The sequence below is a fragment of the Jiella sonneratiae genome (assembly GCF_017353515.1).
Classification (GTDB): Bacteria; Pseudomonadota; Alphaproteobacteria; order Rhizobiales; family Rhizobiaceae; genus Jiella; species Jiella sonneratiae.
In genome coordinates, this window is sequence record NZ_JAFMPY010000010.1 from 1 (window position 1) to 24,184 (window position 24,184).

The 24,184-nt window shown below is 65.0% G+C and carries 22 protein-coding genes and 2 pseudogenes; 10 read left to right on the forward strand and 14 right to left on the reverse strand.

Features of this window, described 5'->3' with window-relative positions:
- The 3 genes and pseudogenes from J1C47_RS11265 to J1C47_RS11275 all read right to left on the reverse strand — a co-directional run.
- Window positions 1-279 (reverse strand): annotated as a pseudogene (locus J1C47_RS11265) (IS256 family transposase); the annotation flags it as partial.
- Window positions 280-317: 38 nt separating this feature from the next.
- On the reverse strand, window positions 318-485 hold the full coding sequence (locus J1C47_RS23710) for a hotdog family protein (protein ID WP_245396500.1): 168 nt from the start codon (window positions 483-485) through the stop codon (window positions 318-320).
- A 5-nt stretch (window positions 486-490) separates the two neighbouring features.
- Window positions 491-1,486, reverse strand: coding sequence for a CaiB/BaiF CoA transferase family protein (locus J1C47_RS11275; RefSeq protein ID WP_245396501.1), 996 nt, complete (start codon window positions 1,484-1,486; stop codon window positions 491-493).
- A gap of 739 nt (window positions 1,487-2,225) precedes the next feature.
- On the opposite strand from J1C47_RS11275, the gene J1C47_RS11285 reads away from it, so the two are divergent.
- The 5 genes from J1C47_RS11285 (at window position 2,226) to J1C47_RS11305 (ending at window position 8,679) form a co-directional block, all read left to right on the forward strand.
- On the forward strand, window positions 2,226-3,269 hold the full coding sequence (locus J1C47_RS11285; RefSeq protein WP_207350872.1) for a substrate-binding domain-containing protein: 1,044 nt from the start codon (window positions 2,226-2,228) through the stop codon (window positions 3,267-3,269).
- A 108-nt stretch (window positions 3,270-3,377) separates the two neighbouring features.
- On the forward strand, window positions 3,378-5,924 hold the full coding sequence (locus tag J1C47_RS11290; RefSeq protein ID WP_207350873.1) for an ATP-binding cassette domain-containing protein: 2,547 nt from the start codon (window positions 3,378-3,380) through the stop codon (window positions 5,922-5,924).
- Between the two features lie 17 nt (window positions 5,925-5,941).
- Window positions 5,942-6,925 carry an ABC transporter permease gene (locus tag J1C47_RS11295; RefSeq protein WP_207350874.1) on the forward strand — a complete coding sequence of 328 codons (984 nt, stop codon included), beginning with the start codon at window positions 5,942-5,944 and terminating at the stop codon, window positions 6,923-6,925.
- Between the two features lie 24 nt (window positions 6,926-6,949).
- Window positions 6,950-7,666 carry an amidohydrolase family protein gene (locus tag J1C47_RS11300; protein WP_207350875.1) on the forward strand — a complete coding sequence of 239 codons (717 nt, stop codon included), beginning with the start codon at window positions 6,950-6,952 and terminating at the stop codon, window positions 7,664-7,666.
- Window positions 7,666-8,679, forward strand: coding sequence for a sugar-binding transcriptional regulator (locus J1C47_RS11305; RefSeq protein ID WP_207350876.1), 1,014 nt, complete (start codon window positions 7,666-7,668; stop codon window positions 8,677-8,679). The genes J1C47_RS11300 and J1C47_RS11305 overlap by 1 nt, the downstream gene beginning before the upstream one ends.
- A gap of 55 nt (window positions 8,680-8,734) precedes the next feature.
- Here J1C47_RS11305 and J1C47_RS11310 read toward each other — a convergent pair whose 3' ends face one another.
- The 6 genes from J1C47_RS11310 to J1C47_RS11335 all read right to left on the reverse strand — a co-directional run bounded on the left by J1C47_RS11310 (window position 8,735) and on the right by J1C47_RS11335 (window position 14,316).
- Window positions 8,735-9,802, reverse strand: coding sequence for an ABC transporter ATP-binding protein (locus J1C47_RS11310; RefSeq protein WP_207350877.1), 1,068 nt, complete (start codon window positions 9,800-9,802; stop codon window positions 8,735-8,737).
- A 45-nt stretch (window positions 9,803-9,847) separates the two neighbouring features.
- On the reverse strand, window positions 9,848-10,303 hold the full coding sequence (locus tag J1C47_RS11315; RefSeq protein WP_245396514.1) for a MaoC family dehydratase: 456 nt from the start codon (window positions 10,301-10,303) through the stop codon (window positions 9,848-9,850).
- A 2-nt stretch (window positions 10,304-10,305) separates the two neighbouring features.
- Complete coding sequence (locus J1C47_RS11320) at window positions 10,306-11,268, reverse strand: dihydrodipicolinate synthase family protein (protein WP_207350878.1); 963 nt, start codon at window positions 11,266-11,268, stop codon at window positions 10,306-10,308.
- Window positions 11,269-11,292: 24 nt separating this feature from the next.
- A complete protein-coding gene (locus tag J1C47_RS11325) occupies window positions 11,293-12,108 on the reverse strand; it encodes a carbohydrate ABC transporter permease (protein ID WP_207350879.1) in 816 nt (271 codons plus the stop codon).
- Window positions 12,108-12,992, reverse strand: a complete 885-nt coding sequence (locus J1C47_RS11330; protein WP_207350880.1) for a carbohydrate ABC transporter permease — start codon at window positions 12,990-12,992, stop codon at window positions 12,108-12,110. Before J1C47_RS11330 ends, J1C47_RS11325 begins: the two co-directional genes overlap by 1 nt.
- A 61-nt stretch (window positions 12,993-13,053) precedes the next feature.
- Entirely contained in the window at window positions 13,054-14,316 is a 1,263-nt protein-coding gene (locus tag J1C47_RS11335; RefSeq protein ID WP_207350881.1) for an extracellular solute-binding protein, read from the reverse strand.
- Between the two features lie 158 nt (window positions 14,317-14,474).
- Between J1C47_RS11335 and J1C47_RS11340 the strand changes: the two genes are divergently transcribed.
- Window positions 14,475-15,536 carry a LacI family DNA-binding transcriptional regulator gene (locus tag J1C47_RS11340; protein WP_207350882.1) on the forward strand — a complete coding sequence of 354 codons (1,062 nt, stop codon included), beginning with the start codon at window positions 14,475-14,477 and terminating at the stop codon, window positions 15,534-15,536.
- A gap of 3 nt (window positions 15,537-15,539) precedes the next feature.
- Here the strand turns inward: J1C47_RS11340 and J1C47_RS11345 are convergent, their stop codons facing one another.
- The 4 genes and pseudogenes from J1C47_RS11345 to J1C47_RS11355 all read right to left on the reverse strand — a co-directional run bounded on the left by J1C47_RS11345 (window position 15,540) and on the right by J1C47_RS11355 (window position 18,737).
- Complete coding sequence (locus J1C47_RS11345) at window positions 15,540-16,772, reverse strand: CaiB/BaiF CoA transferase family protein (protein ID WP_207350883.1); 1,233 nt, start codon at window positions 16,770-16,772, stop codon at window positions 15,540-15,542.
- A gap of 10 nt (window positions 16,773-16,782) precedes the next feature.
- Window positions 16,783-17,535, reverse strand: coding sequence for an SDR family NAD(P)-dependent oxidoreductase (locus tag J1C47_RS11350; RefSeq protein WP_207350884.1), 753 nt, complete (start codon window positions 17,533-17,535; stop codon window positions 16,783-16,785).
- Window positions 17,536-17,613: 78 nt separating this feature from the next.
- A pseudogene (locus tag J1C47_RS23715) lies at window positions 17,614-17,754 on the reverse strand (ISAs1 family transposase); the annotation flags it as partial.
- Window positions 17,755-18,068: 314 nt separating this feature from the next.
- Window positions 18,069-18,737: a TetR/AcrR family transcriptional regulator gene (locus J1C47_RS11355; protein ID WP_207350885.1), complete on the reverse strand. Its 669-nt coding sequence runs from the start codon at window positions 18,735-18,737 to the stop codon at window positions 18,069-18,071.
- Window positions 18,738-19,153: 416 nt separating this feature from the next.
- On the opposite strand from J1C47_RS11355, the gene J1C47_RS11360 reads away from it, so the two are divergent.
- The 4 genes from J1C47_RS11360 (at window position 19,154) to J1C47_RS11375 (ending at window position 23,013) form a co-directional block, all read left to right on the forward strand.
- Window positions 19,154-19,735: an O-methyltransferase gene (locus J1C47_RS11360; protein WP_245396502.1), complete on the forward strand. Its 582-nt coding sequence runs from the start codon at window positions 19,154-19,156 to the stop codon at window positions 19,733-19,735.
- 50 nt (window positions 19,736-19,785) lie between these two features.
- Window positions 19,786-20,235, forward strand: coding sequence for a hypothetical protein (locus J1C47_RS11365; RefSeq protein WP_207350887.1), 450 nt, complete (start codon window positions 19,786-19,788; stop codon window positions 20,233-20,235).
- Between the two features lie 68 nt (window positions 20,236-20,303).
- A complete protein-coding gene (locus J1C47_RS11370) occupies window positions 20,304-21,629 on the forward strand; it encodes a hypothetical protein (RefSeq protein ID WP_207350888.1) in 1,326 nt (441 codons plus the stop codon).
- A 34-nt stretch (window positions 21,630-21,663) separates the two neighbouring features.
- Window positions 21,664-23,013: a PHB depolymerase family esterase gene (locus J1C47_RS11375; RefSeq protein WP_207350889.1), complete on the forward strand. Its 1,350-nt coding sequence runs from the start codon at window positions 21,664-21,666 to the stop codon at window positions 23,011-23,013.
- A gap of 228 nt (window positions 23,014-23,241) precedes the next feature.
- Here J1C47_RS11375 and J1C47_RS11380 read toward each other — a convergent pair whose 3' ends face one another.
- Entirely contained in the window at window positions 23,242-24,183 is a 942-nt protein-coding gene (locus J1C47_RS11380; RefSeq protein WP_207350890.1) for a phosphatidate cytidylyltransferase, read from the reverse strand.
- Between the last annotated feature and the right edge of the window lies 1 nt (window position 24,184).

Consider the following 24,184-nt stretch of genomic DNA (forward strand, 5'->3'; position numbering starts at 1 on the left):
GCCGCCATCGCCGGCGCCACGATCGCGAACCTTCGCCCGCTTGACGGGGACCGGGCCGATGCCGGTCTGGATCGCCCGCTCCGGGCCATGACCGTGGCGCACGAAGCGGGCCCGGCCGTCGCCCAGCCGCTCCTCTTTCATCGCAGCAAGAAAGGCAGCGGCTTCCGCCTCGACCGCCTCGGCAAGAAGACGCCGGGCACCGTCGCGCAGGACTGTGGTCAGGGGATCATCAATCGTGTCGGGATGTCGAAATGCGGAAACGGTGCTATCCGTCGTCATGGGCGTATCGCTCCTACGGGAGGTTCTGGCAGGCTTGATCACCCGCCTCGATACGCCGCCTCTCTCAGACCGTCATCACCCAGCTTCCGCCATAGCTCATCGCCGGTGGCGGCGATATACATCGCCCCGTCCGCCTCGGTGATGGTCTTCGACACGCTGACCCGGTCGCCGACCGAGAGTTCGTCGATGCTCTTGAGATCGTACATCGCGTTCAGTGCGCAGCGGCGACGGGCACGAGGCGGGCCGCGCCGGTCACGGCCCTCTCCTCGCCGACCAAGCCCGCCAGACCTTGGCCGCTTCCAGCCGCGGCAGCCAATAAGCGATCGTGTCCTGTTTCAGCCGCGCGGCGACCTTGCGATTGATTTCGCCCTTCCTCGCGAAGCAATCGTCGGCCGTAATCGGCGAGTTCCGGCATCTCCAGCGCTTCGGCAAGCGCGCACGCAGTCGACATCGAGATGATCAGATGCCCGTCGCTCGCGGCGTGGATCCCATAAGGCGCCGGGCTGAACCAGGCGGCCAGCCCGTCGCGGCCGCGCGGGGAATCGTGGGGAGCGCCGTTCATCCAGGCGGTGATCGACTCGGCCTGAAGATCGAGCGCGGCCTGGAGCATGTTGACCTCGACCCTGCGGGCAACGCCGGTGCGTTCGCGTTCGAACAGAGCGGCAAGGATCGCCGAGACGTAGATCGTTGCCGTGTGCTGGTCGATCGGCACGGTGCCGACGGCGACCGGGCCGCTCTCGGCCGAGCCGGTATGAGCGGCGAGCCCTGACATCGCCTGAAGGAGGACATCCTGGCCAGGGCGGTCGCGGTAGGGACCGTCGGCACCGAAGCCGGTGCTGACGGCAAGGATCAGCCGTGGGTTCTCGGCCCGCATCACCGCCTCGGACAGGCCAAGCCGGTCGAGCGTGCCGGGGCGGAAATTCTCAATCACCACGTCCGCCCGGCCAATCAGCCGCTTGATCGCGGCGATCCCGTCCGGCGATTTCAGATCGACGGCGATGGAGCGCTTGTTGCGACCCGTGGTCATGTGATTGACGGATGTGTCGTCGACGAAGTGGTTGGCGACCGCCCAGTTGCGCTGGAAGGCGCCGCCGATCGGCTCGACGGCGATCACGTCGGCGCCCATGTCGCCTAGAAACTGCGCTGCGGCGGGGCCGGACAGGAAGTGATTGAAGCTAAGGATCCTGATCCCGTCGAGGGCGCCCATCGCTGTCTCCGTCTCGATCTCGAAAAAGCCTTAAGCTCCCGATCGCAATGCGTGAATATCGCCTGCTATGGGAATGACGGGCGAGACAATTGGAAATGCTATAGTTCATCACCGGGCGGGATCACCGGTGTGGGCGCCCGACATCAATTCGGGCTCAAAGCGGGCCCGGCCCGCGCCACGGCATCGTCTCGAGGCGAGGCGGGTTCGCCTTCCAATTCACCGGAGAATTCCTCGAGACGCCCGCGGTCGAGCGCAGGTGTAGAGGAAGGGGGCCAGCTCGTTGCACAAGCCGGCGACAGGGTCGTTTTGCTCTTGAGTCGAGGGCGTGGGGTCTGCGCTTGGTCGCGTCTCCATTCAGGAATTCCGTTCTGCGCCGAGATTTGATTCGAGATCGCAAACGGAGAGCGATCTTGAGCAGACGAATCCTGACTGATGCCCAGTGGCATCGCATCGAAGAGCTCTCGACGAAGCGGCTCTCGCCTTCGCCATGGCCGGCGACGCCCCAGAGGCTGGGACGATAATCGATATCGAGCGCGGTCCGCGCTCCGTGCTTTCTGGCGAGCGCCAGGGCCTTCTTGACCGCCGCCTTGGTGCGCGGATGGCTGAGATGCGTGCCGGTCGCCCGACGCCGGCTGGAGAGACGACGCGAAGCGGCCTGCTTGACATGGGCGGCTGAAAGATCAACAAATCGCATATCGATCAATTGATCGAATTGAGATCTCTATGGGAGGAGCATCCAATGAAACTGTCCGCACTCTGCGCCGCCGCAGTGGGCGCCGCACTGGCGATCCTGCCTGTCCAGGCGAAGGCACAGGATCTCACCGGCAAGAAGATCGGCCTGGCGTCGCGCGAAATCACCAACGACTACAACCGTGACATCATCGCCGGCGCGCGGGAGGTCCTCGAGGCGGCAGGGGCCGAGGTCGTCGTCACCGATGGTGGCACCGATCCGCGCAAGCACAACGAGAACATCGAAAACCTGATCAATTCCGGCGTGGCAGGCATCATCGTCCAGCTCGGCAATGCCCAGCAGCTCGCGCCCGTGGTTGCCAAGGCCAACGAGGCGGGCATCCCGGTCGTCACCACGTCGGTCGGCTCCACCACCGAGGGCGCGCTGACCGATGTCGGCGGCGACGACGCGCTGATGTCGGCGATGATGAGCCGCGCGCTTCTGTCGAGCATCGACTATCAGGGTGACGTCTACGTCTTCTGGGTTCCGGGCGCGCCGCTCCTCGAAACCCGCAAGCGCGTCCTCGAGGCGATGGCTGCCGACTATCCGAAGGTGAAACTGCACGAAGTTCCGACCGAGCACAGCGTCGCCCGCGTCCAGACCCAGATGGAAGACCTCCTGACGGCCAATCCGGCGCCCGGCAGCATCGCCGCCGTGTGGGGCGCCTATGACCTGCTGACCTCAGGCGCGGTCGAGGCGATCCGCCGCAACGGCCGCACCGAAATCAAGGCGGCCTCGATCGACGGCGACCGCATCGGCTTCCAGATGCTGCTCGATCAGGACAGCCCCTTCGTCGCCACCGTCGTGCAGGACGTGCCGACGATCGGCCGCAAGGCCGCGCAGGCACTGCTCGACAAGCTGAACGGCAAAGAGGATTTTCCCTCCGCGCTCTACACCGACGCCTGGCTCGCGGTGCGCGGCAATGGCGTTGCCGCCGCGCAAAAGCGCTGGGGCGACGGCATCTGGGCCGATCTCGGCATGGACAAGGCCGACGTGGAATCGCGCTATCCCCAGGACAAGGACCTCGTGGTCGTCCAGCCCGTGCTTCCCTGACCAGATTGCTGTTCGTGGCCGGCGGCCGCTTCGGGGGCGCCGGCCGTTCATCTTCGGCACCCCGGCTCCTTCCACCGAAGAAGCCGGTCGGCTCTCGGTCCGCATTTCATGGCTTTTGATTTCGATCCGCCCCGGCCTGCGCTGGAGTGCCGGAACATCCGCAAGGAATTTCCGGGCGTTCTTGCGCTCTCGGACGTTTCCCTTCAGGTCCGCAAGGGCGAGATCCACGCCCTTCTCGGGCAGAACGGCGCGGGCAAATCGACGCTTGTGAAGGTCTTGACCGGCGTCTACCGCCAGGAAGCCGGCGACATCCTCGTCGACGGCGAGGTGGTGCGCATGGACCGGGTGGCGGATGCCGAAGCCAACGGCATCGTGATCGTCCATCAGGATCAGCAGCTCGTCGCCCAGTTCGACGTGACCCGCAACGTCTATCTCGGCATCGAGGAAACCACCGCAGCGGGCTTCCTGAAACTCGCCGAGATGCGCGCCGAGACCGCCAAGGCGCTGGCCAAGGTGGGCGCGTCCTTCACGCCCGATACGCTGATCCGCGATCTCAGCGTCGCCCAGCGCGAACAGGTGGCGATCGCCGCCGCCCTGCTGCGCAAGCCGCGCATCCTCATCCTCGACGAACCGACCGCCTCACTCTCCGAAACGGAAGTGGCGCTGTTGTTCGACGTCGTCCGGCGACTGCGCGACGACGGCGTCACCATCGTCTACATCTCCCACTATCTCGACGAGGTGCTCGATCTCGTCGACCGGCTGACCGTATTGCGGGACGGCAAGCTGATCGCCACCCGCAATGTCGGCGAAACCTCGCGGGGGGAGATCATCAGGATGATGGTCGGCCGGGAGATTTCGCAGCTCTATCCCAAGGAAGAGGTGCCGATCGGCGAAACGGCGCTGTCGATCCGCGACCTTTCGGTCGGCAGCGCCGTGCGCGGCGTCAGTCTCGACATCCGCCGCGGCGAGATCTTCGGCCTTGCCGGGCTCATGGGTGCAGGGCGCTCCGAACTGGCGCTGGCGCTGATCGGCGCGCTGAAGCGGACCGGCGGTACCGTGACCTTGCATGGGAAGCCGTCGAATCCTTCCGGCCCGCAGGCCGCCATGGCGGCGGGCTTCGCCTTGATCCCCGAGGATCGCCGGCATGACGGGTTGATCGCCGATCTGTCGATGCGCGACAATCTGACCCTGCCCAACATCGCCAAATGGGCTCGCTTCGGCCTGATCAACCTCGGCGCCGAAAAGGCCGAGGCGCAGGCGCTGCAGCGCGACCTGTCGATCCAGCCGCCGAACACCGCCACGCTGACCCAGAATCTCTCCGGCGGCAATCAGCAGAAGGTCGTCATCGGGCGCTGGCTGCCGGGACATTCGGACATCTTCCTGTTCGACGAGCCGACGACCGGCGTCGACGTTGGCTCGAAGGTCGAAATCTACCGGCAGATGACCGCGCTTGCGCGCCGCGGCGCGGTCGTCATCCTGATCTCCTCCGACTTCGAGGAGATCGTCGGGATGTGCGATCGGGTCGCGGTAATGCAGAAAGGGCGGGTCAACGCCCTGCTCGAACGCAACGAACTCGATGTCGCGACGGTGCTCTATCACGCCTCGGGCGGCGAGGAGGCCGAGCCGGGCGCAAAGCCGAAGGCGCCGCGAGCCGTGCCGACGGCGCCCGCCGAAAGCCCGCCCGGGACCGCCCGTCTCCGCGACGCCGCCGGCTTCGTCTCGCATTGGGGTGCACTCATCGGAATGCTCGCCACCCTCGCGGTGATCGCCTTCCTGGCGCCGGTGTTCCTCAGCCCCGGCAATCTTTTCGACGTTCTCAAGCAGGGGAGCGTTCTCGCCTTCATCGCGCTCGGCCTGACCCTGGTGCTCGTCGCCGGCGGGCTCGACGTCTCGGCCGGGGCGATCAGCCAGCTGACCTCGAATGTCGCCGCCGGTCTGATCGTCGGGGCGGCGGGCTCAGCGGCCGCGGTCGCTGCCGGTGTCGCGCTCGGCGCGGTGGTCGGCCTCGTCAATGCCGCTTTCGTGCTCGTCTTCGCCATGCCGCCCTTCGTCGCGACCCTCGGCGTGATGTTCGTCACCATGGGGGTGACGCTGCTCTACAATGGCGGCCAGGCAATCACCCTGGCCGGCGAGCCCGGCTTCTTCTATCTCGGCCAGGGCTATGTCGGACCGGTTCCGGCGGTGTTCATTCTGCTCGCCGTCCTCACTGCCATCCTGCACCTGTTCCTTTCCAGGACCCGCACGGGCCTGCGCATGTATGCGGTCGGGCAGAACCTGCCGGCGGCGAGACTGCGGGGCATAAGCCAGCCCCGCTATGCCACGGCCTCCTTCGTCATCGGCGGCGCGATCCTCGGCTTTTCCGGCGCCATCCTCGCCTCCTACAGCTATGGCGCCTCGGCGCTTGCGACCGGCATCGACTATCTGATCAGCGCGCTCGCGGCGGCCTTCCTCGGCTCCACCCTGTCGCGCAGCGGCCAGCTCAACGTCACCGGCACGGTGGTCGCGGCGATCTTCCTCGCCTCCCTGTCGAACGGGCTGATCCTGATCGGCATTTCCAATCAGGCGCTCCCCGCCGTCCAGGGCGTGGTGCTCATCGCGTCGATCGCGATCGGCGTCGTCCGCCGGCGCGAGATCGGCCAGATCCTTCTGTTCTAGCTCCGGGAGGCCGCATCATGAGTCAGGTTCTCAGTCAACGATCAACGGGCGGAGCGGCCCTCGGCTTCCTGCGCGACTACGGCGCGATCTTCGGCATGCTGGCGGTGCTCGCGATCTTCTACGTGATGCAGCCGGCCTTCGTGTCGCCGAACAACGTCCTCAACGTGCTGCGCCAGTCGGCGGTGCTGATCGCCATCTCGCTCGGCATGGCCGTCGTCATGTCGATGCGGGGCGTCGACCTGTCGGCCGCCCAGATCGCCGATGCGGCCGGGCTGATCGCCGCGATGCTGATTCTCCACGGCCAGCCGGTGTGGATGGCCTTCGTGCTGCCCGTCGTCTTCGGTGTCGCGATCGGCGCGATCAACGGTCTCCTGATGGCCTATGTCGGCGTGCCCGCCATCATCGGGACGCTCGGCATGATGTTCATCATCCGATCGGGCGAGTTGATCGCCACCAACGGCGCGGAGCCGCAGATCCTGTTCTCGCTGCCGCGCGGCATCACGGCGCCGTTCCTGTTTCTCGGCCAGGGCAGCCTCGGCCCTGTGTCGATGCTGATCATCCTCGCCGTCGTCCTGTTCGTCCTGGTTTACGGGCTGATGTCGCTGACGAGCTTTTCCCGCCGCGCTCGCGCCATCGGCGCCAATGTGCGCGCCGCCTATCTGGCGGGGATCCGCATCCGCTGGGTCTTCGCGCTGGGCTTCGTCGTCTCGGGCGCCTTGGCGGCGATCGGCGGCGTGGCGCTCGCCTCGCGCACCGGTCTTGCCATGCCGCGCGGCGCCGAACCATTCCTGCTCGACGCATTCGCCGCGGTGTTCCTGGGCACGCTGTTTTCGAAGCAGGGCGGAGTGAGCATCCCCGGAACCCTGATCGGCGCGCTGTTCATCGGGTTCCTCGGCAACGGCCTGACGATCGTCGGGCTCGGGGCGCCCTATCGCTACGCCCTGAATGGCGGCTTCATCCTGTTGGCGATGATGGTGGGCGGGCTGAAGAAGCGCACATGAACGACCAAACAGAGGAAAAGGACGATGACGATTATCGATTCCCACAATCACGTCGGCACGATCCGAAAGGCGCGTCAGTCCGGCGGCGATCTGGTCGCCAAGATGGACAAGGCCGGCGTCGAGAGGGCGGTGATGTTTCCCTTCGTCGAGGGCGATTTCACCAATGACGAGATCCGCGTCGCCCACAAGGAATTTCCCGACCGCCTGATCCCCTATTGCGCAGTCAATCCCTGGAACGCCGGCGCTCTCGACGAGCTGCGGCGATGCATCGAGACCGACGGCTTCAAGGGGCTGAAGCTTCACCCGACGATCAACGGCTATCATCTTTCCGATCCGCTTCTCTGCGACCCTCTGTTCGAAGCTTGCGGAGAGTACGGGATTCCGATCGTCGTCCACGGGGCGAGCGACCTGCGCAACTGTCCGCCGGAATTCGCGCTGATGGCCGCGCGCTTTCCCAATGTCACGCTGATCATGGCGCATATGGGGTTCTTCTGGTCGGTGGATCAGGCGATCCGTTTTGCCAACGAATATCCGAACCTCTACCTTGAGACCTCCCGCGTGCCGATCTTCGAAATCCAGAAGGCGGTGAGCGAGGTTGGTGCCGACAAGGTGATCTGGGGTACGGATTCGCCCTTCGTGGACTATAAGCTGGAATTCGAGAAGATGAGCGGCGCGGCCGAAGATCGGGCAGCCTACGAAAAGATCGTCGGCGGAAACATCGCGCGTATCCTGAAGCTTTGATGGAGACTGCGGAGAAGGTGAAGAAATCGGTTCCGCGCTACCCGCCCGATACCACCGATCGCAGGCTCGATCTGGCGGCGCGCGCGGCCTGGCTTTCTTATGAAAAGCACCGGACCCAGGATCAGATCGCCAAGGAGATGCAGGTCTCCCGTCAGGTCGTCCAGCGCCTGATGGCGCTGGCGCACCGTTCCGGGTTGATCGAGTTTCGGCTCAATCACGTCCTGAAGGATTGCATCGAGCTCGCCGAAGCGCTGCGGGATCGCTACGGCTTGCGCTACTGCGACGTCGCGCCGAACGAATCGGAGACGATCGAGGACATGGCGACGGTCGGCAGTCTCGGGGCGCGCTATCTCGAAACCATCCTGCCGCCGAACGAGTCTTTCACCCTCGGCGTCGGCAACGGCCGGACCATGCGCGAACTCTCCCGGCGGCTCGACCGGCGCGAACTGCCCAACTGCCGCTGCGTCTCGCTGATGGGCAATCTGACCCGCGACGGCAAGGCCAACAATCACGACGTCGTCACATGGGTGGCCGAGGCGTTGGGAGCGCAATGCTATCCGCGCCCCATGCCGATCATCACCAACACTGCCGAGGAATGCCGGGTGCTGCAGGCGCAGCCGGGCTATCTTTCGATCAGCGGCCTGATCGCCGAGGCCGGGGTGCTGATCATGGGCATGGGCTTTTTCGGCGCGCGGTGCTCGCTCCTGGAGGACGGGTTCATTACCGAGGCGGAGGCACGCCAGGCGATCGCTGCCGGCGCCGTCGGGGAGATGCTGGGCTTTGCCATCGATCAGGACGGCCAGTTCGTCGACGCCGAGTATCACGATCGGCTGACCTCCTATCGCCAGGAGCCGAACCAGGAACGGCCGGTGGTCATCGTCGCATCGGGCCTCCAGCGCGCCGCAGCGATCATCGCGGCCTGCAACGGCCGCCTCGTCAACGGCCTGATCACCGACGAGAACACGGCCCGCATCCTGCTCGACGAGGAGCGATCGAAGAAGGGCAACCGCTGACGGCTGACTTGGCAATCGTATCGCGGCGAGGGATGCTGGATCGCAGCCGAGGCCCTCAGACCAAGCTGCTGCCAGTGGCTGCGTCGAATAGACTGGCGCGGGAGGCGTCCGGCACCAGAGCCATGCGGTCGCCCGGGCCGACGTCGAGGCGATCGCGGCAGACATATGTCAGTTCCGTGCCTTTGCGCCGCAGCTTGACCTGGGTCTCCGAGCCAGCGGGCTCGACGAGTACGACTTCGGCGACGAGGCCGCCACCCTCGGCCCGCTCGAGGTGCTCGGGACGGATGCCGTAGATCGCCGGCCCCGGCGTCGGTCGCTCGAGGGCGGCAGGCAGTGCAAGGGCCTCGCCAGTCTCCAGGCGGAAACAAGGCGTGGCTCCGGTCTCGACGCTGCCCTTCAGCATGTTCATCGCAGGGGAGCCGATGAAGCTGGCGACGAAGAGGTTCGAGGGGCGGTCGTAAAGCTCCAGCGGCTTGCCGATCTGCTCGACACGGCCGCCCTGCATGACGACGATCCGGTCCGCCATGGTCATCGCCTCGACCTGATCGTGGGTGACGTAGATCATCGTCGTGCCGAGGCGCTGGTGCAGTTCCTTGATCTCGGCCCGCATCGCTACGCGGAGCTTGGCGTCGAGATTGGACAGCGGCTCGTCGAAAAGAAACACCTGCGGGTCGCGGACGATGGCGCGGCCCATCGCGACGCGCTGCCGCTGGCCGCCGGACAGTTCGCGCGGGTAGCGGTCGAGAAGGTCGCCCAGCCCCAGAATTTCGGCGGCGCGATCGACCTTCGCCTTCACCTCCGCCTTGCCCAGCCGGCGCAGGCGCAACGCGAAGGCCATGTTGTCGCGAACAGTGCGGTGGGGGTAGAGCGCGTAGTTCTGGAAAACCATCGCGATGTCCCGGTTTTTGGCGGCGACGTCGTTCACCACCCGGTCGCCGATGCGGATCTCCCCGTCGCTGATCTCTTCCAGTCCGGCGATCATCCGCAGCAGGGTCGACTTGCCACAGCCCGAAGGCCCGACCAGCGTGACGAATTCTCCGTCCGCGACGCTGAAGTCGATGCCGTGAATCGCCTCATACGCCCCATAGTACTTGCGGGCGCCCGCTATCGTTACGCTTCCCATTCATTCACTTTCCGTGTAGCCGAACTGCCCCCGGGTTCCGTATCGTCAGCCTCTCGCAACCCATTTCAGGATGTGCTGGCCGACCGCCACGACGTCCCCGGCCTCGTTGACGATCGTCACCTCTGACGTCGCGCGCCGCTTCTCGAGATCGAGCGCGGCAACCCGGTAGGTCACGGTGATCGTGTCGCCGATGAACACAGGGGCGACGAAGCGAATGCGATCGTAGCCCAGTGAAACCGGCGATTCCGGCGCATCGATGCGGCCCGCCCTCTCGGCCACGATGGTCGAGGTGGTGGACATGAAGCCGATCAGCATCGCCCCATGCGCCATGCGCCGGCCATAGGCGGTGGAGCGCATCTCGGCCTCGTTGATGTGATTGGGCGAGAAGTCTCCGGTGATGCCTGCATAAAGATAGACATCCGACTCGCCGATCGTCTTGCTGAAGCTCGCCTCGTCCCCAATCGCCACGTAGAAATTCGCGCTGTCCGCCGATTGCATCATGCTCACGCCACCTTCGCGTAGGCTGTCTCGGAATTCAGGCCGGCGAGGGTCATCATCTCGCAAATCTTGGCGATCTCGGGATCGGTCAGCTTGACCAGCGGCGGGCGCACCACGGCCCGCTCCATCCGCCCGAGATACACCAGCGCCTCCTTCATGCGGTTGTGCTGGTCGAACAGCGGCGAGTCGTAGAAGGCTCGAACGGTCGGGAAAATCCGGTCGTTTATCTCGCGCGCGTGCTCCAGCCGGCCCTCGCTGACGGCGCGGAACAGGGCGACCTGCAGGTTGGCGATGACGCTGCCGGCGCCGGACAGGATGCCCTGGCAGCCGAGCGCCAGCGAGCCGAGCAGCCAGGTGCTGTGCGTCGTGAGGACGTTGACGGGCCGGTCGAGCGCCGCCAACTCACGGATATGGCGCTCGTGCATCTTGCCGTCGCCGTACTGGTCCTTGATGGCCCGGATCTGCGGGTAGCGGTGGCAAAGGTCCAGGAGGGTCTCGAGCGGATAGGCGAGGCGGGACGCCAGCGGGTACTGGAAGGCGATGATCGGCAGATCGCTGGCCTCGGTGATCCAGCGGAAATGCTCGACGATGCTGGCCGGCCGCATGGTGCCCTCCAGCCCGAGGATGTCCGGCGGGAACACCAGCAGCGCGTCCGCACCCTCGTCCTGCGCCATCCGGGCCAGCCGGGCCGCCTCCATGCTGGAGTTGGTGAACACGCCGATCACCGTCGGTACGCGGCTGCCGAGCACCTCCTTGGTCACCGCGACGACGCGGCGCTGTTCGTCGAAGGTCAGCGAAGACACCTCACCGGCATGGCCGTTGGCGCAGATCGCCGCAACGCCTTCGACCGAGGCGACGTCTTCGAGGTGCCTGCGATAGCCGCGCTCGTCGACCGACAGGTCCTCGTTGAACGGGGTGAGACAGGCCGGCATCACGCCGCGCGCCTGGAACTGGTTTGTCTGCGTCATGGGATGAACCCCCCGTTGCTTTGATCAGCGGCGGACCCCGGCCATCGAGATGCCCGAGATGATATGCCGTCTGAGGATGAGGAAGATGATGAGGGCCGGCAGCGTCGCCATGAACGAGCCGGCCATCATCAGGTCGTACTGAATGTCGCCCGCGCCGACGAGAGTCTTCAGTCCTATCGGCAACGTCCTGACGTCGGCACGTTGGAGCGAGATCAGCGACCAGAAGAACTCGTTCCACGAGAAGATGAAGATGAAGATCGACAGCGCACCGTAGGCCGGTAGCGACACGGGGATGATGACGTGCCACAGGATGCCGAGATGCCCGCAGCCGTCGATCCGCGCCGCGTCCTCGAGATCGGTCGGGATGTTGATGAAAAACTGCCGCAGCAGGAACAGGCTGACGGGTAGCGCGGCGAGCGGCAGGGCGGCCCCGAGGAAGGTGTTGAGGAGGCCCAGGTCCTTGACGATGAAGAACAGTGGGATCGAATTGATCTCCCAGGGCACGAACATCGCGAGGATCAGCATCGTAAAGACGACGTTGCGGCCGCGCCATTCGAGGCGGGCGAGAGCGTAGGCGGCGAAGGTGGTGACGACGACCGTGATCGCCGTCGCCAGCGCCGCGATCTGGAACGAGTTCAGCAGCCAGAGGAAGAACGGCTTCTTGGCGAGCAGTTCGCCGAAGTGGGAAAAGGTCACCTCGCTGGGGATCCAGCGTGGCGTGAAGCTCATCACCTCGGGCGTCGGTTTGACGGCGGTGACGGCCATCCAGACGACGGGCACGAACCAGACGAGGGCCAGCAGGTAGCACAGCCCGTAGCGGAGATAGCGGCCGGCACGCATCAAGACAGCTCCGAGCGGAGGCCGAGCACCCGGAACAGCACCAGACTGACGCCGAATACGATGACGAAGAGGATGAAGCCCACTGCCGCGGCCTGGCCGAAATTGAAGGATTCGAATGCGGTGCGGTACATGAACAGGGCCATGACCTCGGACGCGGTTCCCGGCCCGCCGTTGGTCATCACCAGAACCTGCCCCAGCATGCACATGCCGGCAACCAGCGTCAGGATCGCGGCGAACAGGATCGACGGCCGCATGAGCGGCAGGGTGATGAAGAAGAACTGCCGCACAGAGCCGGCGCCATCGAGGGACGCTGCCTCGTAGAGATCATCGGGAATGGCGTTCAGCCCGGCCCGGAATACGATCATTCGGTAACCGGCCAGCCACCAGGCCGATACGACGGCGATGGTCGGCAGGACGATCATCGGGCTGTTGAGGAAATTCGGCGGGTCCACTCCCACGACGCGGAGGTAATACGGGACGATTCCGACGTCTGGATCCAGCAGGAATCTCCAGAGGATGCCGACGACCGAGACGTTGAGGAGATAGGGAAAGAACAGCGCGGCCTCCACGGCGGCGCCGCCCGGCAACTGGCCGCGGCGCAGAAGCAGCGCAAACACGAGGCCGACGAGCAGGATCAGCGGGATCGCCCAGGCCGCGTAGATCAGCGTGTTCCAGAGTGCCCCGACGAAACGCGGATTGCGAAACAGGTCGCCGTAGTTCTGGAACCCGATGAACTTGGAGGTGCCGATCGGGTTCCATTTGTGCAAGCTGATGAAGAAGCCGTAGACGATCGGCACGAAGGCGAAGATGCCCCAGAGCACCAGGTAGGGCAAAAGAAACAGCAGTGCGATCGCCCCGTTTCGGTTCCGCTTCGATTTCGGCATCGTCTTCGGCGGCCTTCATGTTCGGCGAGAAGGCCCGTGTTGGGCCTCCTCGAAATCTCTCTCAGGATTCAAGCGCTCGATTGGCAGCATCCTCGGCACGCGCAAGAGCGTCCTTGACGCTCATCGTGCCGTTGTAGGCCTCTTGAGTGAAAGGCTCGACGGCGGTATCGACGTCGGTGATCTTCGGATGCCTGGGTTCGGCTCGGATGACCCCGTCCGCCGCGGCCTTGGAGAAAACGTGCAACGTCTTTTCCCAAGTGCGAGACTTCTTCAGCTCGGGATCGCTCAGTGCGGCATTCCAGAGGGGGACGGCGCCCCCCATCTCCCCCCACATCGAGTAATGGGGCGTGAACGCCTTGAGGAATTCTGCCGTCCTTTGCAGCGCGGCCTCCTCGTCGCTGGACTGCTTCGGCAGGACCAGCAGATGATAGCCGCCCCACGCCACCTGGTCTTCGAAAAACGCCGGCGGCATCGAGCACCCGTAGTTGATCTTCGCATTCTCGACAGTGAGGTAGAACCAGGTGCCGTTTTGAAGAATGCCGAGTTCGCCGGCCAGAAACTGGTTGATGCCGTCCGTGCCGGGCTTGTTCCAGCCCCGCTTTTGAACCACATCGACCAGATATTGGAGGCTCTCGACTCCGCGGTCGTCGTTGAAGGCTGCCTTCCCGTCCTTCAGATATTCGCCCTTCGCGCTCCACAGGAGAGCCATCCAAGCCCGACGGATGTAGCGAGTGGCACCGCTGAGTGCCGGGTGATAGGCGACCTTGCCGATCTTCGTGATCGCATCGCAGGCATGTTCGAACTCTTCGCGGGTCTGCGGAAAACGCTCGGGATCGAGACCTGCCTCCTTGAAAATATCCTTGTTGTAGTAAAGCCCGAAGCCGTTCTGGTCGAGCGGCAGCCCCAATGACTTTCCGCCGACCTTGGTGGTGTCCCACTGTGCGAAGTCGTCCGGCTTGACGCCCATCAGGTCGAGAATATTGCCGGCGGGCGTATCCTCGACGTCATAGAGGACGTCGGCGACCGACTCGTATCGGAAGTCGTCCACCACGCCCAACTGCGGCGCTTCGCCGGCGACGACGGAATTGTAGAGCTGAGCATAGTATTCTGTCCAGGAACCCTGCGTCAGATCGATGTTGAGACTTGGGTTTTCATCCCTGATTTTCTTGACGATTGCGTCCATCGCGTCGGCGTCGCCGCCGTGGAACAAGGTATTGAACCAGAACTTCCCGTCGGCCGCAGCCGACGTTCCGGGAAACGAAAGCCCTCCGGCGCCGACAAGCCCGAGCGCAAGCGAAGATTGCATGAAATTTCTGCGGTCCATACGAGTCCTCCCTCGGTAATGGCACACTGGATGTAATCCATTACATCGGTGCTGTCAAATCGGGCTCACGCTTGAAGTGATGCGGTGGGAACGTCTAAATGGATCGCAATGCGACGAGGCGGGACGTCAGTGCCGCAGGGCCCAGGCGGACGATATCATTGCCAGCGAAAGACAAGTCCATCAGGCCTGCTCGGCGCAGCAGCGTCACCTCCAGCGCTGCGACGGTCCGCGACGTCGCGAACTTGGCACAGGTTTCGACGGCGACGGTGTCGCGGACGTTGAATGCGCCGGATCTCGTACGGCCCGAGGTCAGGGAGCGGGTCAGCAACGCGATCCAGAAACTCGGATACATCCCGAACGATTCTGCGCGCGCCCTGCGCCAAAACCAGACTCGCTTCATCGGTGTCGTCGTCCCGACGCTCAGCTATGCGCTCTATGCGGATTTCTATGCAGCGGTCGAGGAGCAGCTTTCCGCTCTGGGGTACTTTCCGGTGCTCAGCACGACCGACTACGACCTTGACGTCGAAGCCGAGCAGATAACCCGTCTGTCCCGGCAAGGGGCACAAGGACTGATCCTGGTCGGCCGCGTCCGCAGCAGCCGGGCGGCGTCCTATCTGGCCGCGACCGGCCTGCCGTTCGTCAGCACCTATGCCACCGATCCGCTGGGACGGGATGGGACCATCGGGTTCGACAACGAGGCGGCGATCAACGAGGTCGTCAACCACCTGGCTTCGCTCGGGCATCGCCGGATCGCCATGCTGTCGGGCTTGCGCTCCAATCTCAACGACCGGGCCATCGGCCGCGCGAACGGCTTCATTTCGGCGGTTCGAAAGCACGGCATCGCCTCGCCGGACTGGATTTTCGAAGGCCCCTACACCATCGAGAGCGGGCGTCGGGCATTGTGCGCGCTTCTGGATCGCGGAATCGACGCAACGGCCATCGTCTGCGGCAGCGACATGCTTGCGATCGGCGGGCTTCAGGAATGCAAGGCGCGAGGTATCCGGGTTCCGCGGGACCTGTCCATCGTGGGTTTCGACGACCTCGAGATCGCCGCGCACATCGACCCGCCGCTGACGACGGTGGCGGTGCCGTCGCGCGAGCAGGGCCGGCTTGCCGCGCAGGCGATCGTCGATCTCTGCAACGGGCGGCAATGCCCTCCGAACGCGGTTCTGCCGACGCATATGGTGGTCCGCGAGACGACGGCCGGACCGGGAGGCTGAGCCTCAGGTCCGGTTGTGCGCGTAGCCGACCGGGGCACGCTTGACCTCGGGCACGCCGACCACTTCGTCCGCGATGAGCTTCCCGATCTCGTCCTCGGTCAGGCCGAGCCCGCGCAGGATGTCGCGCGACTGCGCTCCCAATGGCTGCGGTGCCAGCCGCACCGCCGGACGTTCGCCGTCATAGCTGACCGGGTGCGCCACAAGCTTCACCGTCGCCGAAGTCGCAGCATTCGGCACGGCCATGATATGCCCGTTATGCTGCACCTGCGGATCGGCCTCCAGCTTCTCGTAGTCGTTCACCGGCATGTTCCAGACGTGATGCGCGGTCAGCCTTTCCTGCAGCTCCGCGACCGTGAACTTGCGCGTTCCGCGCGCCGTCAGCGAAGAAATCTCGTCCCGGCGCGGGAAATTCTCCTCGTCGGGAATTGTCGCCAGCTCGGGCGTATCCAAAGCCGCACCAAGCTCGCGGTTGCTGCAAAGCGAGATCGCGATGTCGCCGTCACGGGCTGGATAGATGCCGTAAGGCCCCTGCATCGGCCATCCGGACACATGTCCGGGCTGACGGATATCAGTCGGACGGCTGCCGTTCAGATAGGCGGTGAGGCTTTCTGTCTGAAGATCGAGCGCCGCCGCCAGCAGGCTCACGTCCACCCGGGAGCCCTGTCCGCTGCGCCGGGCCCTGTGCAGCGCCGCGAGCACGCCGACGGCAAGAAGCGCGGCGCCGTGATGATCGACCGCCGACACGCCGACGGCGCGCGCCCCGCCTTCGACGGTCCCGGTCACGGCCGCAAGCCCGGACAGCGCCTGGACCAGAAGATCCTGCCCCGGCAGGTCCTTGTATGGGCCATCCGGCCCGTAGCCCGAGGCGGACGCATAGACCACGCCGGGATTCATCGCTCTGACATCCTCGTAGCCAAGTCCGAGACGGTCCATCACGCCGGGCCGGAAGTTCTCCATCACCACGTCGGCGGTGCACACAAGGCGGCGCGCGATGTCCTTGCCCTTAGGATTGCGCAGGTCGAGCGCGAGGCTCCGCTTGTTGCGGTTCGCGGCGGCGAACAGCATCGACTCGCCGTCGACATAGGTATTGTTGGGACTCCATTTGCGCTGGAACGCGCCGTCCAGCGCTTCGATGGCGATCACGTCCGCGCCCAGGTCCGCGAGGATCTGCGCGCCGAGCGGCCCCATCAGGAAGTGATTGAAGCTGACAATGGTCACGTCATCGAGCATCGGCATGTCGGATTCCTCAATTCATCCAGAGACCGCCGGTTACGTTCACCGCTTGGCCGGTCATGTAGTCGGCGTCGCTGGAAAGCAGGAACAGGATGACGCCGGCGACGTCTTCCGGCTCGCCCAAGCGGCCCATCGGAATGGTGTCGATCCGCGCCCGTGCCGGGAGCAGGCCGCGCTGCTCTGACTGAAGGTCAGCCTCCTCGCGCATGCGCGTATGATCGATCGCCCCGGGGCAGACGGCGTTCACGCAGATACCTTGGGCCGCCACTTCTTTGGCGAGACTCTGGGTAAGGCCGATCATGCCGAATTTGGAGGCGGAGTAGGGGCCGTGTCCGGCCATTCCCGATTTCGCCAGCCAGGAAGCGACGTTGACGATCTTGCCGGATCCGCGGCCGGCCATGTGCCTAACGACCTCGCGGCACATCAGAAAGGTGCCATCGAGATTGACGCTCATGATCCGCCGCCAGTCGGCGAAACTGCAATCCGCGATGCGATCCAGATGGTCGATGCCAGCCGAATTCACCAGGCCGGCAATCGGCCCTACCTCGTCGACGGTGCGGCGCACGGCCGACTGCACCTGGCCTTCGTCGGCGATGTCGATCTCGATCGTTAGACGAAGATCCCCGCCCAATGCGCCAGCCTCGCGCAGACGGGCAAGGCCGGCAGCGTCCCGGTCGAAAGCGGCAACCGTCTTTCCTTCGCGCAGCAGGCGCTCCGCGGTCGCGCGTCCGATGCCCGAGGCTGCCCCAGTCACGATAATCGTCATTTGGCCCCCTGTGTGATGTAATGCATTACATAGAGGCGAAAATCACGTCAAGGGGCCGCGGAACGCTCCGCAGGCCTGTCACTTTTGGCCGAGAAACGATCGGGCGAAGTCGTTGGACCATCCGGAGCGCTTGCGTTCGCGTCTGATGCGGATGCCGGATCTGGCGCGCTTGGGCACGTTGAGGGCGAGCTTGCGAAAAATGGCGAGGTTTTCCGTCCCTTGCCCGCCTTTTGCTCCGCGTCCGGCTCACGCTTTCGCTTGCCGCCGGCCGGGCCCCCCGAGCCTCCTGTGGGACCGCCGAGGCGCGTATATTCCGCAGCTTCAGGGATCGCGGACGATTGGACGGGCAGCCAGGCCTCCATCAACCGGTCGCGGTCAAGGCTGTCGAGAGAGCCTCGTGCGGCCACGACGATTTGGGTCAGTTACCGCTGCTCTGCGGATAGGGGCACAGTCTCGCTTGTCTGAGCGCTGGCCGTCGCGGGAACGAGGCACAGCGCCCCCAGCAGCGACCCGAGGCGGGTGGAGGTCCGGGATCATCGGCTATCCTTTCTCGAAATGCTGTTCAGGCCCGCCAGAACGATCTCCAGTCGAGCCATGATGTCTTGCGCCTGGGCGGTCCGGTCGACCGCGCCCTTGCGCTTGCGCCGCGGCAGGAGCGCCCCGAACACGACGTCCATCAGCATTCCCGCCAGACGGCCGACGTCGTGGTCCGGCAGAGCGCCCTCGGCGATCTGGCCGTGCAGCCAGTCCATCAGCAGTTCCCGCGATTGGATGACGCGGGTGTCGTAGAGAATGGCGTTCAGCTCCGGGATCAGAAGGCTTTCCCGCGCCACCAGGTTGAGCATCGCGTCTCTTTCGTCGGCGTCGCGATCGCTGAGGTCGAGACGGAAGATCAGCCGCAGGGCTTCGAGGGGCGCGTGCCGCTCGCCGCCCGATCGCGGCAGGTCGAGAATGAGATGTCGCCGCGAGCCGATCGCCGCCGCGAAGAGTTCCGTCTTGTCGGCGAACAGCCGGTAGAGATCGCGTTTCGAAACCCGTGCGCGGCGCGCGATGTCGGTGGTGGTCGTTCTCGCAAAACCTTGTTCGATGAAGGCGCTCATGGCGGCCGCGAGGACTTGGTCGCGCAATTCTGCGTCGCTGAGGAGCTTCGGGCGGCCTCGGCGCCTGCCCACCTGCGGTGGGTTCTGGTGCTCCTCTTCCAACGATTTCGACCCACGGCTCTCGATTTTGGAACTATATGGGTACCCTATTCAAGGAGGCCTTCCGTATCAATCCCGCGGCCGAAAAACGACCGGAATGCTCCTGTGCGACGGCTGACCGAGGAGGCGTGATGCCAGGATCGGCGTGATGATGGCCGATGCTTGGAACGCTCAGGCACGCCGGCCGGCAAAGCGGGTCGTAGATCGTCTTCTACCCCATGCCTTGACAATCCCACCCTTCGGGAAAATATTGGTACCAACTAAGTACCTTATCTCTCATTCGATCGATTCCCGGCCGGCGCGGCCTCCGCGCTTGTCCGGACTGTCTTGAGGAAACGACAATGCCCGACGAGAAATCCGCGCCAGATAACCGGCCGAGCCCCATCCGCGACGCGCGCGTCTTGGAGGTTCTCGCGAGAATGAACGCCTCGCGGCGTCGCCCGCCGCGCGAAAGTTTCGGAAACCACTCGCGTCACGACCCGGAATTCTTCGCCGACTACGGCTTTTCCATTCACCCGGACCAGGGCGATCTGATCTATCTCCTATGCCGCCAGATGGGAGCCAAACGGGTCGTCGATTTCGCGACCTCGGTCGGGATGTCGGCGATCTACTTCGCCGCCGCGATCAAGGACAATGGCGGCGGTGAGGTGATCGGGGCGGAACTCGTCCCCGCCAAGGTGGAGATCGCCAAGGACAATCTCGCCGCGGCGGGGCTCGCGTCCTTTGCCGATATCCGCCTCGGCGACGCGCGCGAGACCCTGCGCGACCTTGGCGGCCCGGTCGACTTCGCACTCATCGACGGATGGCCGATGCCGGAAGGGCCGTCCCTCGCGCGTCAGGTCATCGACGTCGTCGCGCCGCAATTGCGGGTGGGCGGGTACGTCCTGAACGACAATGCCGAGCCGGATTTCCTCGATTACATCCGCGATCCCGCCAATGGATTCATCTCGATCAGCCTGCCGATCAAGCGCGGCACCGAACTGGCGCTCAAGATCCGTTAGCGCCCCCCGCCGATCGGCTTTCCAGCTTGCGCTCATCATAGGAGTTTCCCATGCGCCGCCGCCTGCCGATCGCCCTCGCCATGTTCTTGTCGGCTTCCGGTGTTCTTGCCGCCCAGACGAGGCAAGAATCCATGGACAGGGTCGTGGCCCAACTCGGCCTTCAGGAGGTCGAGATCCAGCAGGACAAGCATTTTCATGGCCCCGACATCGAGGGCAGGCTGCCGGATGGAACCTGGGTCGCGGTGAACGTCGACTGGCACGGCGACATCGAGGAGATCGAGGCTCATGGACATGGCGGCTTCAGCGCGGAGGCGGTCGCGCCGCTTCTTCCCGAGGCCGTGCGCAACAACGACTCCTGGCCGTCGCAGGCGAAATTGCACAAGCTCGAATTCCATGATGGCCGTCGCATCGAGGTCGAAGGCGATCATTCGGATGGCCACGAATTCAAAGCCGAGTTCGCGCCCGACGGCCAGTTGATCGAGATGAAGATCGGGGATTGAAGCCGCGAGGCGCGGAAGGAGTCGTAGCAATGCCATCGAGACGCGACCTTCTACGCCTTGGGCTCGTGATGGCGGCGGCCGGTGCCTTCAAATCCGCGGTCGCACGCGCGCAGGATGTGCAATCGGCACCGTTCAAGGCCGGGGCAGGGCGGGCGGAGGTCGTCTTCGCCGACGATATCTTTCCGATCGACGGGTTCGTCGCTGAGCACGACCTGCTCGCCGTGCGGGTTCTCCTGCTCGATGACGGTGAGCATCGAACGGCGATCGCCGTCGTCGACCTGACCTCGATCACCGACGGGACGATTGCGTCCTTCAAGTCGATCCTGACCGAGATCGCGGACGTGTCGGCCGAAAACGCGTTGGTATGCGCGAGCCACACGTTTTCCGCACCGCATGTCTTTCCCCCCGATCAAATGCCGGCGGGCACCGATGCCGCGCGCAACGACGCCAAGGCGAAAGCCTTCGAGGTGGCTTTGCGGCAGGCCGCGCAGGCCGCGGTGACGGCCATGCGGCCGGCGCGCCTCGGTTTCGGCGAGGGCGTCAGCCGGGTCAGCGTCAACCGCGACGTCGAAACGCCCTTCGGATGGTGGCTCGGTGCGGACGACGCCGGCTTCACCGATCCCGCGCTCGGCATCGTGCGATTGGAGGCCGATGACGGGACGCCCCTGGCGATCGTGATGAACTTCGCCGTCCAGTCCTCAGTGATGGACGGTTCGGAACGCGCGAGCGGCGGCAAGCTCATCAGCGCCGATCTCGCCGGGCGGGCCGCCCGCTTTGTCGAAGACCACTATGGTGCCGACACCGTGGCGCTCTTTCTCGTCGGCGCGGCGGGCGATCAGGCGCCCTATCTCCAAGCCGCCCGCCATGTCGTCGACGCAAACGGCAATGTCGGCCGCGAGGATATTCACGAAACCGGCTTCACGATCCTCGATCTTTTGGGCGAAAGGCTGGGCCAGGACGTCGTGCGCACCGCCGATGCGATCTCCATGGACAGCGCGACGACCCTTCAAACCCATCGCGCGACGATCGAGGTGCCGGGGCAGGGCTCGTCGCCCAAAAACCGGCCGGTCGGCCCCGTTGCGTCCTTCGCCTATGAGCCGGCGGGCTCGGTGGACATGCCGGTCGCCCTGATGCGGCTCGGCGATGTCGCCATCGTCGGCGTCCAGCCGGAACTTTCCGCTTCGATCGGCGTCACGATCAAACGCGGATCCCCCTTCGCCCATACCATGGTGGTCACCATGGTCGATGGCGGCGCCAAATACATGGCCGATGCCTTGGCCTACGACCGCTATACCTACGAGGCGCGCAACTCGCCCTTCGCCAAGGGCGCGGCCGAGATGGCCGCCGCGAAAATCATCGATCTGCTCAACGCGCTGAAAAGCGACAATGACTGAAGGAGGCGAGGGAATGCCGTCACGCCGCGAGTTCATGGTCACCCTGGCCGGTATCGGCGCCGTGTCTTTTCTCGGCCTGCCGGCGGGCGCGCAGACGCAGGCAAAGCCGGTATCCGCGACGGCCATCACCCAAGTCTTCGGCGATGGGGTGCGCTTCGTCGCCGTGGCACTTGAATTCGACGACACGATCGACGCCGACGCCCTGTCCAATGACGATTTCAGCGTCGCGGATCGCACCGTGACCGACGCATATACTGCGACGTCGACCGATCCGGCTGACAAGGCCGACAGCGGCCGGTTCGTGATCGTGACGCTCTCGCCGGAAGACGAGGGCGCCATCCTGGCCGAGCAGTCGGAAAACAAGGGCGGAGGCGGGCCGGGCGGCTCCGGCGATGCCGGAGGCCCCGGCGGACCGGGAGGGCCGGGCAAGGGCGGCCCCGGCAAGGCGGGCGATCCGGCGACGGCCGATTCCACCTGGCGCGAGCCGGTCGCCACGGTCACCCAGGCGGCCTTCGAAGCTGCGGACGGCGAGACCGTTGCGGCCGCCCGGATCGAGACGTCGGCCGTGCGCAACCTCGTCGTCGACGACTTCAAGCAACTGGAATATACCGACCCCGAGACCGGTGACACGCTGGCCTACAATCTCTTCGTTCCCCGCGGCTACGACCCATCCAAGTCCTATCCGCTGGTCAATTTCATGCATGATGCCGGCGCGACCAGCAAGAACCCCCGGACCACGCTCCTGCAGGGGCTGGGGGCGATTTCATGGGCGAGCCCTGAGGATCAGGCGAAGCGGCCGTGTTTCGTGCTCGCGCCGCAATATGACGAGATCATCGCCGACGACGATTCCAGGACGTCGAGCATGCTCGACACTACGATCAACCTGATCAAGTCGCTGGCGAAGGACTACAACATCGACACCGACCGCCTCTACACGACGGGCCAGTCGGGCGGCTGCATGATGTCGATCGCGATGAACATCGCCTATCCGGACTTTTTCGCCGCATCCCTGCTTGTGGCCGGCCAGTGGGACCCCGCCCTCGTGGCGCCGATGGCAAACGACAAGCTGTGGATCGTCGTTTCCCAGGACGACGACAAGGCTTTCCCCGGCGAGAATGCGATCACCGAAAAGCTCGAGGCGCAAGGGGCAACGGTCAGCCGCGCGGTGTGGGACGGCACCTGGTCGAATGAGCAGTTCCAGTTCGCCTTCGACGATCTCGATGCCGAGGCGAGCCCGATCAACTATGTCTGCTTCGCCGCCGGAACGGTGATCCCGGAAGGGGAGTCCACCGCCGGCGCCAGCGGCCACCGCAACACCTGGCGCATTGCCTATTCGATCGAGCCCCTCCGCGAATGGATCTTCCGCCACAGCCGTCTTCAGTAGACGGCGGGACCGGATTGAACCGCACCGACTTTCCCGCAGGCCGGTTTGCTTGAGTCCTACGCGGCGAGCGGCAAGGCCTCAAGCTGGGCGTAGTGGGCGGCTTCGCCGGCTGGTGATCGGGAATGTGATTGCCGCTGGACGAGTGGACAAAGGCCGGATGGCGTCGCCGGCGGTCGATCGAGTTGCATGCCGCCGGGTGCGGTGAAGGACAGCAGGCCACACGGCGTCTCACACGGCGAAGAAGTAGTTCGTCAGGTGGAAAAAGATCGGCGCGGCGAAGGTGACGGAATCCATCCGGTCCAGAGCCCCGCCGTGGCCCTCGATCATCGTGCCCCAGTCCTTGGCGCCCAGCGAGCGCTTGATCGCCGACAGGACGAGACCCCCGCAGAAGCCGGCGAGGACGATGGCGAGCGCCATGCCGCCGGCCTGCAGCGGGGAGAAGGGCGTGATCCAGAACAGCCCGGCCCCGACGAGCGCCGCCGACAGGCCGCCGCCGATCAGCCCTTCCCAGGTCTTGGCAGGCGAAACGCGCGGGGCGACCTTGTGCCGGCCGGCCAGCTTGCCGAAAACATATTGCAGGACGTCCGAAAGCTGCACCACGGCGATCAGGAAGAACAGCCAGAGAAAATTCTCTCCCTCGTGGCCGGGGATACGCAGAATCAGAAGCGCCGGCGCATGGCTGATGCAATAGACCGTCAGCATCAGGCCCCATTGCAGCTTGGCGGTCCGCTCCAGGAAATGGTCGGTCTCGCCGGCAAGGACGGTCAGGACCGGCAGGAGCAGAAAGGCATAGACCGGGATCGCGATGGCGAAGACCGTCTGCCATGCGTCGAAGATCAGCCAGTATTGCAGGGGAATGAACAGGTAGAACGCCGTCGCCACCGCCCGGTGGTCGGCGGGCCGGGTGGGCGTGAGCGTGATCATCTCGCGCAGGCAGTAGAACGAGGTGAGCGCGAAGAGGACGAGCGTCACCACAGGGCCCAGAAGAAAGGCGGCGGCAAAGATCGCCACCATCACCCACCAGGCCTTCACCCGGGAATTGAGGTTCTGAACCGTCGTCTGCATGGCTTCGCCATGGGCGCGCCGCGACAAGACGAAGGAGGCGAGCGAACCTGCCAGGAGGATGCCGATCACGCCGGCAAGAAGAACGATGATGCGCCAGTCGTCCATG

What these genes read in the sequence shown, in the direction of transcription:
- J1C47_RS11380 (WP_207350890.1), bottom strand. Translation starts at nt 24,183, where the DNA reads ATGGACGACTGGCGCATCATCGTTCTTCTTGCCGGCGTGATCGGCATC.
- J1C47_RS11345 (WP_207350883.1), bottom strand. Translation starts at nt 16,772, where the DNA reads ATGCCGATGCTCGATGACGTGACCATTGTCAGCTTCAATCACTTCCTG.
- J1C47_RS11360 (WP_245396502.1), top strand. Translation starts at nt 19,154, where the DNA reads ATGAACGCCTCGCGGCGTCGCCCGCCGCGCGAAAGTTTCGGAAACCAC.
- J1C47_RS11305 (WP_207350876.1), top strand. Translation starts at nt 7,666, where the DNA reads ATGGAGACTGCGGAGAAGGTGAAGAAATCGGTTCCGCGCTACCCGCCC.
- J1C47_RS11295 (WP_207350874.1), top strand. Translation starts at nt 5,942, where the DNA reads ATGAGTCAGGTTCTCAGTCAACGATCAACGGGCGGAGCGGCCCTCGGC.
- J1C47_RS11315 (WP_245396514.1), bottom strand. Translation starts at nt 10,303, where the DNA reads ATGATGCAATCGGCGGACAGCGCGAATTTCTACGTGGCGATTGGGGAC.
- J1C47_RS11350 (WP_207350884.1), bottom strand. Translation starts at nt 17,535, where the DNA reads ATGACGATTATCGTGACTGGGGCAGCCTCGGGCATCGGACGCGCGACC.
- J1C47_RS23710 (WP_245396500.1), bottom strand. Translation starts at nt 485, where the DNA reads ATGTACGATCTCAAGAGCATCGACGAACTCTCGGTCGGCGACCGGGTC.
- J1C47_RS11300 (WP_207350875.1), top strand. Translation starts at nt 6,950, where the DNA reads ATGACGATTATCGATTCCCACAATCACGTCGGCACGATCCGAAAGGCG.
- J1C47_RS11275 (WP_245396501.1), bottom strand. Translation starts at nt 1,486, where the DNA reads ATGGGCGCCCTCGACGGGATCAGGATCCTTAGCTTCAATCACTTCCTG.
- J1C47_RS11285 (WP_207350872.1), top strand. Translation starts at nt 2,226, where the DNA reads ATGAAACTGTCCGCACTCTGCGCCGCCGCAGTGGGCGCCGCACTGGCG.
- J1C47_RS11325 (WP_207350879.1), bottom strand. Translation starts at nt 12,108, where the DNA reads ATGCGTGCCGGCCGCTATCTCCGCTACGGGCTGTGCTACCTGCTGGCC.
- J1C47_RS11375 (WP_207350889.1), top strand. Translation starts at nt 21,664, where the DNA reads ATGGTCACCCTGGCCGGTATCGGCGCCGTGTCTTTTCTCGGCCTGCCG.
- J1C47_RS11335 (WP_207350881.1), bottom strand. Translation starts at nt 14,316, where the DNA reads ATGGACCGCAGAAATTTCATGCAATCTTCGCTTGCGCTCGGGCTTGTC.
- J1C47_RS11290 (WP_207350873.1), top strand. Translation starts at nt 3,378, where the DNA reads ATGGCTTTTGATTTCGATCCGCCCCGGCCTGCGCTGGAGTGCCGGAAC.
- J1C47_RS11370 (WP_207350888.1), top strand. Translation starts at nt 20,304, where the DNA reads ATGGCGGCGGCCGGTGCCTTCAAATCCGCGGTCGCACGCGCGCAGGAT.
- J1C47_RS11365 (WP_207350887.1), top strand. Translation starts at nt 19,786, where the DNA reads ATGCGCCGCCGCCTGCCGATCGCCCTCGCCATGTTCTTGTCGGCTTCC.
- J1C47_RS11320 (WP_207350878.1), bottom strand. Translation starts at nt 11,268, where the DNA reads ATGACGCAGACAAACCAGTTCCAGGCGCGCGGCGTGATGCCGGCCTGT.
- J1C47_RS11310 (WP_207350877.1), bottom strand. Translation starts at nt 9,802, where the DNA reads ATGGGAAGCGTAACGATAGCGGGCGCCCGCAAGTACTATGGGGCGTAT.
- J1C47_RS11330 (WP_207350880.1), bottom strand. Translation starts at nt 12,992, where the DNA reads ATGCCGAAATCGAAGCGGAACCGAAACGGGGCGATCGCACTGCTGTTT.